This is a genomic window from Synergistaceae bacterium (assembly GCA_012521675.1).
GTDB lineage: Bacteria > Synergistota > Synergistia > Synergistales > Aminobacteriaceae > JAAYLU01.
Genome location: JAAYLU010000008.1, coordinates 1 through 11,870, shown reverse-complemented (window position 1 = coordinate 11,870; position 11,870 = coordinate 1). Strand labels below are relative to the sequence as shown.

10 protein-coding genes are annotated in these 11,870 nt (G+C 62.5%); 7 read left to right on the top strand and 3 right to left on the bottom strand.

Annotated elements, in window-relative coordinates; genetic code table 11:
- Positions 1-2 precede the first annotated feature (2 nt).
- Positions 3-1,172 carry a 2-isopropylmalate synthase gene (locus GX181_00775; GenBank protein NLM70477.1) on the bottom strand — a complete coding sequence of 390 codons (1,170 nt, stop codon included), beginning with the start codon at positions 1,170-1,172 and terminating at the stop codon, positions 3-5.
- Positions 1,173-1,579: 407 nt separating this feature from the next.
- Here GX181_00775 and GX181_00770 point away from each other — a divergent pair, with 407 nt between their 5' ends.
- From GX181_00770 to GX181_00755, 4 genes are read left to right on the top strand one after another with little or no spacing between them, the layout of a single operon-like run.
- On the top strand, positions 1,580-1,867 hold the full coding sequence (locus GX181_00770; GenBank protein NLM70476.1) for a mitomycin resistance protein: 288 nt from the start codon (positions 1,580-1,582) through the stop codon (positions 1,865-1,867).
- Positions 1,864-2,631, top strand: a complete 768-nt coding sequence (locus tag GX181_00765) for an ABC transporter ATP-binding protein (GenBank protein ID NLM70475.1) — start codon at positions 1,864-1,866, stop codon at positions 2,629-2,631. The genes GX181_00770 and GX181_00765 overlap by 4 nt, the downstream gene beginning before the upstream one ends.
- A gap of 6 nt (positions 2,632-2,637) precedes the next feature.
- Entirely contained in the window at positions 2,638-5,001 is a 2,364-nt protein-coding gene (locus GX181_00760) for an ABC transporter permease (GenBank protein ID NLM70474.1), read from the top strand.
- Between the two features lie 23 nt (positions 5,002-5,024).
- Complete coding sequence (locus tag GX181_00755) at positions 5,025-6,236, top strand: efflux RND transporter periplasmic adaptor subunit (protein NLM70473.1); 1,212 nt, start codon at positions 5,025-5,027, stop codon at positions 6,234-6,236.
- A 50-nt stretch (positions 6,237-6,286) separates the two neighbouring features.
- Here GX181_00755 and GX181_00750 read toward each other — a convergent pair whose 3' ends face one another.
- Positions 6,287-7,036 carry an amino acid ABC transporter substrate-binding protein gene (locus GX181_00750; protein ID NLM70472.1) on the bottom strand — a complete coding sequence of 250 codons (750 nt, stop codon included), beginning with the start codon at positions 7,034-7,036 and terminating at the stop codon, positions 6,287-6,289.
- A 130-nt stretch (positions 7,037-7,166) separates the two neighbouring features.
- Complete coding sequence (locus GX181_00745) at positions 7,167-9,326, bottom strand: PTS sugar transporter subunit IIC/EAL domain-containing protein (GenBank protein NLM70471.1); 2,160 nt, start codon at positions 9,324-9,326, stop codon at positions 7,167-7,169.
- A gap of 523 nt (positions 9,327-9,849) precedes the next feature.
- Here GX181_00745 and GX181_00740 point away from each other — a divergent pair.
- The 3 genes from GX181_00740 to GX181_00730 form a co-directional block, all read left to right on the top strand.
- Positions 9,850-10,734 (top strand): 4-hydroxy-tetrahydrodipicolinate synthase, encoded by an 885-nt coding sequence (locus tag GX181_00740; GenBank protein ID NLM70470.1) that lies wholly within the window; start codon positions 9,850-9,852, stop codon positions 10,732-10,734.
- Positions 10,731-11,381: a 4-hydroxy-tetrahydrodipicolinate reductase gene (locus GX181_00735; GenBank protein ID NLM70469.1), complete on the top strand. Its 651-nt coding sequence runs from the start codon at positions 10,731-10,733 to the stop codon at positions 11,379-11,381. The genes GX181_00740 and GX181_00735 overlap by 4 nt, the downstream gene beginning before the upstream one ends.
- Positions 11,363-11,870, top strand: a 508-nt coding sequence (locus tag GX181_00730; GenBank protein ID NLM70468.1) for a 2,3,4,5-tetrahydropyridine-2,6-dicarboxylate N-acetyltransferase, incomplete at its 3' end; no start/stop codon positions are given. The genes GX181_00735 and GX181_00730, both read left to right, overlap by 19 nt.

The following is an 11,870-nucleotide window of genomic DNA, read 5'->3' as shown; positions in this document are numbered from 1 at the left end:
CCCTATACCGCCCTGGCGCTCTCGTCCAGGCCGGCGATCATCGCCTCCAGATCCTCGGCGGTGACTATCTCCTTGCGGTCGCACAGGGACTTGAACATCGCCATCGCCTCGTTCAGCCTTTCGTCGTCCAGCGTGAAGCCCATCTCCTCCACGCGCTGCCTGAAGGCGTGCTTGCCCGAGTGCTTGCCGAGCACTAGGCGGCTGCCTGAGGCCCCCACGTCCTCCGGGTTCATGATCTCGTAGGTCTCCCTGTTGCACAGCACCCCATGCTGGTGGATGCCGGCCTCGTGGGCGAACGCGTTGTCCCCCACCACGGCCTTGTTCGGCGGGACTGGGAAGCCCGTCATGCGCGATACCTGCGAGCTCACAGGGCACAGACGGGTCGTGTCTATCCCTGTGCGGCAGCCGAACCGGTCGCCTCGGGTGCGCAGAGCCATGACCACCTCCTCCATAGACGCGTTCCCGGCGCGCTCTCCGAGCCCGTTGACTGTGCACTCCACCTGCCTCGCCCCGGCCCTCACAGCCGCCAGCGAGTTGGCCACTGCAAGCCCTAGGTCGTTGTGGCAGTGAACCGACCAGATAACTCCCTCCGGGGCCCCCGCCGCGCCTATGACCGTTCGGACAAACTCCCCGAACTCCTCCGGCACGGAGTAGCCGACCGTGTCCGGTATGTTGAGTGTCGAAGCTCCGCACTCGATCGCCGTGCGGAAGACCTCCCCCAGGAAGGCCGGGTCCGAGCGGCTTGCGTCCTCGGCTGAGAACTCCACGTCCTCGACCAGCCCACGGGCGTGGGTCACCGCGCGACGAACCTCCGCCAACACCTGGTCGGGAGTCATCTTGAGCTTGTACTCCATGTGGATCGGGCTGGTTGCGATGAAGGTGTGTATGCGCGGCCTCCCGGCCCCCTTCACCGCGGCCGCGGCCGCCTGCACGTCCTCCCTCCTGGTGCGCGCCAGCCCGGCGATGATCGGACCCTCCACCCTGTCGGCGACGACTTTGACCGCCTCGAAGTCCCCCGGCGACGCCGCAGGAAAGCCCGCCTCTATTATGTCCACCTTCATCCTCGCTAGCTGCATAGCTATCTGCAGCTTCTCCTCCGTGTTCAGGTTGATCCCGGGCGCCTGCTCCCCGTCTCTCAGCGTGGTGTCGAAAATGCGCACATAATCCCTCATGTTTCCCCTCTCCTTTCGTTTTCTCCTGAAAAAAGGTACAAAAAAAGAGGCCGGAACCCCATTGAAGAGGTTCCGGCCTCGGGTTGCCGATGCGCAGCTTAACAGGCTGCCGGCGTCCCAGGCGGGAACCGGCGTCCGAGGAGCAGGTCGAAGGAGGCAGCTTTGTTCATGCTGAGTGTGGTCTCGAATATCATCGCTGTCCTCCCCCTCTCCCCGGCACCGCCGAATTTCCGAGCATTATGAGGGAGATGGACGAAAATGTCAATAGCCGGGCGAAGAAAGATAATACAGAAAAGGACGCTCTCCCATGGACTGCATGAAAAATGGGGGTATAATAACCGGTGATCGCTGACTGTAAAAGAAATACGGACGGGGCGCTGTCGCAGCCCTGCGGGAGGTGATGCGGAATGAACCCGGAGAGAGTCGTTCGCGGCGCGGTGAAACGCCTTACGGACCTCCCCAACGTGGGTCCGGCCACGGAGAGGGATCTTCTGCTTCTCGGCGTCCGGAAGCCGGAGGATCTCAGGGGCATGTGCCCTTTCAAGATGTACGAGGATCTGTGCGAGAGAACCGGGGCTCGTCACGACCCTTGCGTCATGGATGTGTTCATGTCGGTCACGGACTTCATGAATGGAGGCTCGCCGAGGCCGTGGTGGGAGTACACGAAGGAACGAAAGAGAAGGACCGGCCGATGAAGGGCGTAAACCTCACTCGGAGCGGCGTGCCCGGGCGAGCTGCGGTGAGCCTCGCAGGGGAGTGGCTCTTCCGGGCGCGCGGCATCACCAAGGTGTACAACCCGGGGACGGAGGCCGAGGTGCGCGCGCTCGACGGCGTGGACCTTGATCTGTTTCAGGGAGAGCTGGCTGTGCTGCTGGGGGCGTCGGGGAGCGGCAAGTCCACGCTGCTGAACATCATCGGCGGCCTTGACACGCCGACCGGCGGCACGCTTTTCTTCAGGGACTTGGAGCTCTCGGGGGCGGACGAGCGCGATCTGACCCTGTTCCGAAGAAGAGTGACCGGCTTCGTGTTCCAGTGGTACAACCTTATCCCCAGCCTTACTGCGCGCGAGAACGTGGCTCTGGTCACGGAGATCTCGGATGACCCGATGACGCCGGAGGAGGCGCTCGACCTGGTGGACCTGTCGGATAGGTTGGACCACTTCCCGTCTCAGCTCTCCGCAGGTCAGCAGCAGAGGGTGGCTATAGCCAGGGCCATAGCCAAGCGCCCCGAGGTGCTGCTTTGCGACGAGCCGACCGGCGCGCTGGACGTCACCACAGGCATAACAGTCCTCGAGGCCGTGGAGAAGGTCAACCGCGAGCTGGGGACCCTGGTACTGCTGATCACGCACAACTCCGTCATCTCTCGGATGGCGGGACGAGTTATCTCCCTGTCGGCGGGGCGCATCCAGTCGATAACGGAGAACGAAAGCCGAGAGCCCGCTTGCTCTCTCTCATGGTGATACGCGTTGCGGATGCTGGATCTCAAACTCCTGCGCGACCTGCGCGGTATGAAGGGGCAGACTCTCGCCACGGCGTTCGTGATGGCGTGCGGCTTCGCCATGATGGTGATAACCGGGGCGCTGCACACCTCGCTTGAGACGGTCAAGGACAGGCACTACAGGGAGACCTCCTTCGCCGACGTGTTCTGCGAGCTCAAGCGCGCGCCCGTCTACATGGAGCCGGTGATTGCGGGCGTGGAGGGTGTGGCCCTAGTGGAGACGGGGGTAAAGGGGGCGGGGGTTCTGGACCTGCCGGGCTTCAGGGAGCCGGTGAGCTGCCTCGTGAACTCTCTACCCGCGGGACGCGCCCGAAGGCTCAACGGAATTGTGCTGAAGTCGGGGCGCACACCGGACGACGGCGGCAGGGACGAGGTCGTGGTCAACGAGGCCTTCGCCAAGGCTCACGGATTTCAGCTCGGGGATTTGCTTGACGCAACTATCCACGGGATGAGACGGCGGCTGCGCATCTGCGGAATCGCAATCTCCCCCGAGCACGTTATAGAGATCCCTCCCGGGGGACTGCTGCCCGACCCGAAGCGCTTCGCGATCCTGTGGATGACCGAGAGGGAGCTGTCGCGTGCGCTGGGGCTTTCGGGGGCGTTCAACACACTGGCGGTGCGCTTGTCGCCGGGCGCGAGCGTCGAGGATGTCAAGGCCGAGATCGATCGGCTGCTGCTGCCTTACGGCGGGCTCTCCGCCTTCGACAGGGGGGGGCATGGGCCCGCTCGCCTGCTGGACGACGAGATCGAGCAACTTAAGAGCTTCGGCGTGCTCTTTCCGTTGATCTTCCTTGGAGTGGCGGCCTTCATGACCAGCGCGTCGCTCACGCGGCTGGTGAAGCTTCAGAGGGAGCAGATCGCTCAGCTGAAGGCGTTTGGATACTCGTCGTTCGCGGCGGCGATTCACTATATGAAGTTCGCGGTCGTCCCTCTCGCCCTTGGGATCCTGCTGGCGGGTATCTTGGGAATCTGGGGTGCGTCGGCCATGCTCCCGCTCTACCAGGGCGTTTTCAATCTCCCCGCTCTGACTATGAGGCTCGACTGGGGCGCCCTGATGCCCGCGATGATCGCGAGCTTGCTGGTGGCATTTCTGGGGGTGATCGGCGCGGTGCGCCAGGCAGCGTCCCTTCCCCCTGCCGAGGCTATGCGACCGGAGCCGCCGGTGGACTACGCGCCGTCCTTCATGGAAAAGCTGGGCTTGCACAGTCTGGTCTCGCCGTCGTGCCGCATTGCGTTGCGAAACCTGGAGAGAAGGCCGTGGCAGTCCTTCTTCTCGGTGCTCGGACTCGCCCTCGCGGCCTCCATCCCGGTCTTCCCGGGCGTGATGGCCGACGGCCTCGACTACCTTGTCGACTTCCAGTGGGGCATGAGCCGGCGGCAGGACGCCACCGTGATGTTCGTGGAGCCGCTGGGAGCGGATGCTCTGCCCGCCGTTGCACGACTTCCGGGCGTGATGGACTGCGAGCCGTTTCGAACCGTCCCGGTTCTGATGCGCAACGGCCATGCGGAGCGAAGCGTAGCGGTGACAGGCTTGCCCGCCGAACAGAGGTACAGTCGAATCCTCGACGCGAAGGGCGAGCTCGTTCACCTGCCGGGCACGGGGCTGCTATTGTCCGCGGCGTTGGCCGAGGCCCTGGGGGTCTCCCCGGGCGACCATGTTCTGGTCGATGTTCGAGAGGGAAGCCGCCCGACTCTGGAAGCCGTGGTCGCCGGGCTGGTTACGGACTACTCGGGGATGGCGGCGTACATGGAGATAGACGAGCTGCGCCGCCTGCTGGGGGAGAGAGGCACCTCCAGCGGGGCGTACCTGAGGGTGGACGACTCCCGCATGGAAGATTTCTGGAGAAGCGTCAAGGGTGCTCCGGCCATAGCGAGCGTGTCCGCCGCGGCGAGCGAGAGAGAGAGTTTCATCAAGATGACCGTGGAGATGGTCGGGGTTCAGCAGGTGGTCTACTACTTCTTCTCCCTTGTTGTGGCGTTCGGGGTGATATACAACGGCGCGAGAGTCGCTCTTTCCGAGCGCGCGAGGTCTCTTGCCACTCTCCGCGTGCTGGGCTTCACCAGGCGAGAGGCCACGGTTATACTGCTGACCGAGCTTGGGCTGCTCACGCTCTTCGCAACAGGGCCGGGACTTCTGCTGGGCACCTGGCTCTCGAAGCTGATACTCGACTCGGCGAACACGGAGGTCATACGCCTCCCCTATATTCTTCATGCAAAGACCTATGTCATCACCGTGCTCAACGTGCTGTTCTCGACACTCTGCTCGTTCGCCGCGGTGCATGCGAAGATCGTGAAACTGGACCTGCTGTCGGCGCTCAAGTCAGCGGAATGACAGGGAAACGGAGTGGTGTTAAGTTGAAAAGCAAAGACAACGGCTCCGGCCGAAGGAAGACGCTTAAAAGACTGGCGGGCATCGCTATCGCATGTGCCGCTATCGCTCTCGTGGTCTACCTGGCCTGGCCAGGACCGGTCAAGGTGGAGGCGGTCGCGGTCGAACGAGGCGCTCTCGTCGTATCCGTCGTCGAGGAGGGGAAGACCGGGATCAGGCACAGGTACACTGTCTCCGCGCCCGTGAGCGGCCTTCTGAACCGCACGAGTCTGAGGGCGGGGGACGCGGTCAAGGCAGGCGAGACCGAGCTGGCGACGATGAATGCCGAGTCCTCCGGGCTATTGACTCCCAGGCTGCGCGCCACTGCCGAGTCGCAGATCAAGGCCGCGGAGGCGGCTCGCTCCCTTCGCAGGACGGAGCTCGACCGGGCACAAGTCTCGCTCGAACTTGCGAAGAAGCAGTTTGACAGGCTGGACAGGCTCATGCCCTCGGGCGGGGTCTCGCAGCAGGAGTGGGACATAGCGGAGAGCCGGATGCAGCTGGCGTCCCGCGAGGCCAAGGCCGCCGAGTTCTCCCTCAGAATGGCGGAGTTCGAGGTGCAGCAGGCCGCCTCTCTCCTTATTCAGGGGGACGAGAGCGGGGGCGAGAGGGTCCGCATCCTCTCGCCGGTCGACGGCTATGTGCTGCAGGTGCACGAGGATAGCGCCCGGACCGTCCTCGCCGGCACGCCCATCATGGAGGTGGGCGATCCGGAGGACCTGGAGGGCGAGGTGGACCTCTTCTCGACGGACGCGGCAGCCGTGCCCGTCGGCGCGGAGGTGCTGGTCGAGGGCTGGGGAGGGGAGTGGCCGCTTCGTGGGCGGGTGACGCTGGTGGAGCGCAGCGGCTTCACCAAGGTATCCGCGCTCGGCGTGGAGGAGCAGCGGGTCAAGGTCCGCATCGAATTCACCGATCCAGTGCCGCCCGGATACAGGCTTGGAGACCGCTACCGCATCCAGGTGAGGGTCATACTCCGCAGGAGCGAGGATGCCCTGCTGGTGCCGCTGGGTGCACTCTTCCGGCGGGGCGGAGAGTGGATGACCTTCCGGGTGGAGGGTGAAAAGGCGGCTTCGGTCAGGGTGGAGACAGGGCCGAACGACGGCCGATTCGCCGAGGTGCTGTCGGGACTGGAGGAGGGCGACATGGTGATAATCTACCCGCCGGAACAGGTGACGGACGGAGTGCGGGTGGAGATATAAAAAAGCCGCCCCTGTCGGAGCGGCCTCTCGTGCGTTATTGGTATTCCCTGCTACTGTCCGTACTTCTTCAGTATCTCCGCGTGAGTGCCATCGGCCTTCATCTCGTCGAGGGCCTTCTGCATCGCCTCCAGCAGCTCGTCGTCCACGTCCTTGTGGAAGGCGTAGGAGACATCGCTCCTGCTGAGGTTCCAGATGGACTCGTAATCGTCCGGGTTGAGACCCATCTCTTCCACAAGGGTTCTAGCACTGCCTATGCTGTAGATCCAGATGTCGATCCTTCCCTCGTTGAGTTTCTTGATGTTCTGGTCGTTCGAGGGCACCCTGTCGATCTCCTTAATCCCGGCCTCCTTGGCCAGGCTGTCTCCCTGGTCGTCGCGGATGACTCCCGTCTTGAGGTCGACAAGGTCCTCGACGGAGTCGGCCTTCAGCCCCTTGCTCTTCAGCGCGACCGCGTCGAACGACAGCACGTGCAGCGGCCCCACCCACTTGAACATCGGCAGGCGCTCCTCGGTCACTGTCGTTGAGAAGAGGCAAGTGTTAGGCGTGTTCTGGACCTCGTTGTAGCTCCTGGCCCACGGCATGACCTGGAAATCCTTCGCGGTCTTGCTCCCTCCCATCCTGCTGATTATCTCCGCCAGGATGTCGACCGCAAGGCCGGTGGGTGTCCCATCCTCTCCGGTCATGTTCAGCGGCGGGTAGTCCTCGGTCATGTAGGTGATATCATCGACCGTCAGAGCCCACGCGCCCGTCGCGAAAAGACAGAGAGTTGCTACCAGTAAAGCCTTCACAAACAACTTCATAGCTCATTCCTCCTTTATTTTTCTGCTATTTTCGCAGATGGTACGATAATCAAACGGCCCGGCCCTTTTCACTACAATAGTCTCGGTGTTCATGAGCAGAATATCACTGAAGCCTGAAAAGTCAAGGGATTCAGGGCCTGGTGCGAGCCTGTTTTTCGCCTTTCAAGGGCTGTTTCGCATGCACGATGTCAAGCGCGTCCTCGAAGGGCACAGGCCTGCCGAAGAGAAAGCCCTGGTACTGAACACAGCCCAGGTTCCGTAACGCCTGCAGCTGCTCATTCTCCTCCACGTACTCGGCTACCACCGAGAAGGACATGGTCTTTCCGAGCGAGACTATGGCGGATATGATGTCCGCGTTCTTCTTGTTGTCCAGCACGCCGCTCACGATGGAGCCGTCTATCTTCACCGTGTCGAAGCTGTAGTCGCGCATGTATTTCAGGGATGTGTGCCCCATGCCGAAGTCGTCCATCGCCAGTTTTATCCCGTATTGCACCAGGGTCTTCAGCTGCTCGATCAGCACCGGGCTATGGGAGAGCGCCGACTCCTCCGTTATCTCGACGACGATGGACGGTGGTTTTACCGAGTGCATCTCGAGAAGCGTCAACAGGGTCTGGGCGAAGTGCCTGTCCTCGAGCTGCACGGGCGAGACGTTGATAGAGAAGACTATGTCCCCGTGCCCCGCCTCCTTCATCCGCACCACGTCCACGCACACCTTCTCGATTATCCAGTATCCCAGCTTTTTTATCATGTCTACCGACTCGGCCAGCCTGATCACAAGCTGGGGGGCGATGAATCCGTAGCTCGCGTGGTTCCAGCGGAGCAGGGCCTCGACGCCGAAGATCCTGCCGTCCCTGTCGACCTGGGGCTGGTAGTACATCTCAAGTTTTTCATGAGCCAGGTCGTTCTCAAGGTCGAGGGCCAGCGAGCGGAGAAAGCTGAACGTCTCGCTGTCCTCTTGAAGTATCAGGTGCGACTGGTCCTCCTCTATCATCCTGTAGGCCTTGTCGAGCATCCGGGCGTTCTTCCTCTCGGAGGCCGACTTTGCCATCATGAAGAAGGGGAGGTAGCAGAGAGTCCCCAGCACGAGGTTGAAGGCCTGCAGCAGCGCACCCCTCATCGAGCCGGTAGCTATGTATCCGCTGATGAAAACCGGTGTTGTCCACTCCACGTGGTTTACCGTGTGGGGGACCAGCCCGTTTGCGACCGCCGCGTAGGAGGTAATCGTAATAAGGACCGGCACCAGGGTGAAGGGTATGAAGTAGACCGGGTTGAACACGATAGGCACGCCGAATATGATCAGCTCGTTGATGTTCATAAGCGACGGGATGGCCGACAGCTTCATCAGCCGCCGTTGCGAACGGCTCTTCCCGACCAGCAGGATCACGGCCATCAGGCAGAGAGTGGCGCCGCTTCCCCCCATGAGGACGAAGGCGTCCAGAAACGACTTGGAGATGATCTCCGTCGGCGCGAGTCCGGCGGCAAGGAGCTCCTGGTTTATCCCGACGGCGGGCACGAAGAGGTCGACCGCCACCGCGTCCAGCACGTTGGCGCCGTGAATGCCGAAGCACCACATAAGGTGCGTGAGGAAGACGAACACGATCCCGCTGCCCAGCGCCGAGCCCATGTACGCCAGCCTTGAAAAAGCGCTTCCGGCCCAACCCTCCGTGCTGAACAGGCCAGGCGCCAGCTCTCTGTACAGCACGGCGGCGAGGGAGAATACCGCCAAGGTCGCAATCGTGGGAAGGAGCGATGCCAGCGAAGACGTGTGAAACGAGAGAGGATCGGCGGAGTGGACGCTCAGGCCCATGGTTTTTTTCTCCCAGATCCACGTGAAAATCGCGGACGATGCCAGCGCGGCGGCGATCGCCGCGGCCACCTTCGAGCCCTCCATGCACGTGAGCAGGGGCGCCTCCGTATATATGAACTGGAAGAGTACGAAGGAGCCTAATGCCGTCAGCGAGAGGATTGAGGGGCTCAGCTTCTCTTTGAGGGACGAGTTTTTCTCCACTCCGTATGCGTGGGCGATCGCCGCCACCAGGATCAGCGAGAGAATGTCCAGAGTTCCGTGCTGGACGAAGACCAGCACCCTCCTCAGGGCGCCGCCGAAAGCAACGGTCAAGAATCGCTGGTATGAGTCTATCGGGAGGAATTGCAGCGCAAGCGCCATAGTACCCGCCATAATAAGAGGGATGGCGCATATCATGCCGCGCCGGATGGCCGCGAACGGAGTGGACAGCTCAAGATTCATCACGAAACGATTGAACAATTCGCCGACTTTTCGAAAGCCCATGACGAGACTACTCCTTCAGCCTTCCGCAGCGCCGGACGCTGGCAGAAATGGCGAGACGCCCGCACGCGACATAAGGCAAAATATACAAATGGTTGCGTACACAATTCTTATTGATGACAACTTATTTGTCAAGCCCGACCGGTGGCCCGTTACACGCGGCAATTTTGCTATTGACAAATATGCGATTCACTCCTATTATGTATCGCTATATTGTCCAGCATGAAAAAGCGATGATCCGGACCGCCTCTTTCCACGAGGCGCCGCGACAGAGATGAGCGTCCACCGGCTGAGAGGCGCTCGCGCGGCGGGGAGGGGGGCCCAAAGACCGGTGAGCTTGGACGGAAAGGGTTGCGCGCTTGCGCTGTCCGTAGTACGTTCACGGTCTGGGCCTCCGTCACAGGGCCCGAGCGGGGCGCGGTTATTTGCGCCCAATCAGGGTGGTACCGCGAGTTCAGGCTCGTCCCTTTATGGGACGGGCCTTTTTTTATCGGAGAGTAGACAAAACAACCGGGAGGTGCGGGAGATGTTCAGAGGTACTGGTACTGCGGTGATTACTCCGTTCAAGGACGGGAGCGTGGACTACGAGAGCTTCGGGAAGTTCCTGAACTGGCAGATCGACGGGGGAGTGGAGTTCCTGGTCGTCCTCGGGACCACCGGAGAGAGCCCGACTGTGACAGCCGATGAGAGGCCGAAGATCGTGGAGTTCGCCCTTGAGACAGTCTCGGGCAGGGTGCCCGTGGTCGTCGGCACGGGGACGAACGCCACCGCGAGCACGATCGCCCTGTCCAGGCAGGCGGAGGAGCTGGGCGCCGACGGGCTGCTCGTCGTCGGACCCTACTACAACAAGCCCACACAGGAAGGGTACTTCCAGCACTACAAGGCGGTGGCTGAGAGCGTCGGCAAGCCGATCATAGTCTACAACGTGCCGGGACGCACCGGGTCCAACATAGCGCCGGACACTATCCTCAGACTGAGCGCGATTCAGAACATCGCAGCGGTCAAGGAGGCGTCGGGCGACGTCGCGCAGATAGACACTCTCCTCAGGACGGTCAAGAGGGAGCGCCCCGACTTCTCGGTGCTGTCCGGCAACGACGACCAGGCTTTCCACCTGGTGAACAGCGGCGGCGACGGTGTCATATCCGTGCTGTCCAATGTGATGCCGCGCGAGACGTCGGAGATGATCAGACTCGCGCAGGCCGGAGAGACGGCGAGGGCGAGGGAGCTTCACCTGAGGCTCTTCCCGATGATGAAGAACCTGTTCGTGGAGGCGAACCCGATCCCGGTGAAGTACGCCGCGTCGAAGCTAGGGCTGTGCGCCAACGAGCTGCGCCTGCCGCTGGTGCCCGCATCGGAGAGGTGCATGGGCATAGTTGACGCATCCATGAAGGAGTGCGGTACGTCGCTATGAGGTACGGAATAGTAGGCGCCGCGGGGAGGATGGGCGGCGAGATAAAGAGGGCCTTCGCCGCTCACGAGCTGTGCTACTCGCTCGACCTGGACGGCGAGAGGGTCGACGGGACCCCGCAGGTGCTGCTGGACTTCTCCCTGCCCTCGGCTCTGCCCTCGACGTTGGAGGCGGCCCGCACGTTCGGCTGCCCGCTGGTCATAGGCACCACCGGCCTGTCGGACGATCAGATGAGCGAGCTGAAAAAACTGGGCGAAAGCGTGGCCGTGGTGCAGAGCTTCAACTTCGCGACTGGTGTGACCCTGCTTCGGATGATCCTTCGCGACTTCGCGCCTCTTCTGTCCGACTGGGACCTTGAGATCTGCGAGACGCACCACAACAAGAAGAAGGACGCGCCCTCCGGGACCGCAATCATGCTGCGGGATGCCACCGGACGCGACTGCCCGACTCACTCTCTCAGGGTCGGCGGGGTGCCGGGGGATCACTCGGCGGTCTTCGCCAACGACGGCGAGGTGCTGACACTCTCCCACAGGGCAATATCGCGCAGCGTGTTCGCTCTTGGCGCGCTGAAGGCCGCGGAGTTCGCAGCCCGGGCCGCGCCCGGCTTCTATTCGTTCGAGGAGGTGCTGTCGTGCGGACGGAGGAGATAATCCGCCTGATCAAGGAGTCCAAGAAGTGCACTCCCGCGAAGGCCTACGTCGCGGGCGACCTCGCCGGGGCTGACTGGGGGAGCGCGACCTTCGTCGGCGGCTCGGATTTCGGCCTGCTGGTCGGGGATCTCGACGTGGTCAAAGGGGCGATGGAGGCCAACTCGAGCAGGATAGGCGCGTCGCACCTTGAGATCACTGCGCGCAACTCCGCGGTGCCGTTGGCGGACCTGCCGAGCTACGAGGCGCGCATAGAGCCGGGTTCGGTCATACGCGGGATGGTGGATGTTCGCAAGGGCGCCGTGGTGATGATGGGCGCGGTGATCAACATCGGGGCCGTCATAGGCGAACGCACCATGATAGACATGAACGCCGTGATCGGCGGCCGGGCCGAGATAGGCGCGGACTGCCACATAGGCGCGGGGGCGGTGATCGCCGGCGTGATCGAGCCGCCGAGCGCCACCCCGGTCGTCGTCGAGGACAACGTTGTGG

Excerpts from the sequence above, each read along its gene's own strand:
- GX181_00770 (NLM70476.1), top strand. The coding sequence starts at position 1,580 with ATGAACCCGGAGAGAGTCGTTCGCGGCGCGGTGAAACGCCTTACGGAC.
- GX181_00775 (NLM70477.1), bottom strand. The coding sequence starts at position 1,172 with ATGAGGGATTATGTGCGCATTTTCGACACCACGCTGAGAGACGGGGAG.
- GX181_00735 (NLM70469.1), top strand. The coding sequence starts at position 10,731 with ATGAGGTACGGAATAGTAGGCGCCGCGGGGAGGATGGGCGGCGAGATA.
- GX181_00765 (NLM70475.1), top strand. The coding sequence starts at position 1,864 with ATGAAGGGCGTAAACCTCACTCGGAGCGGCGTGCCCGGGCGAGCTGCG.
- GX181_00745 (NLM70471.1), bottom strand. The coding sequence starts at position 9,326 with ATGGGCTTTCGAAAAGTCGGCGAATTGTTCAATCGTTTCGTGATGAAT.
- GX181_00750 (NLM70472.1), bottom strand. The coding sequence starts at position 7,036 with ATGAAGTTGTTTGTGAAGGCTTTACTGGTAGCAACTCTCTGTCTTTTC.
- GX181_00740 (NLM70470.1), top strand. The coding sequence starts at position 9,850 with ATGTTCAGAGGTACTGGTACTGCGGTGATTACTCCGTTCAAGGACGGG.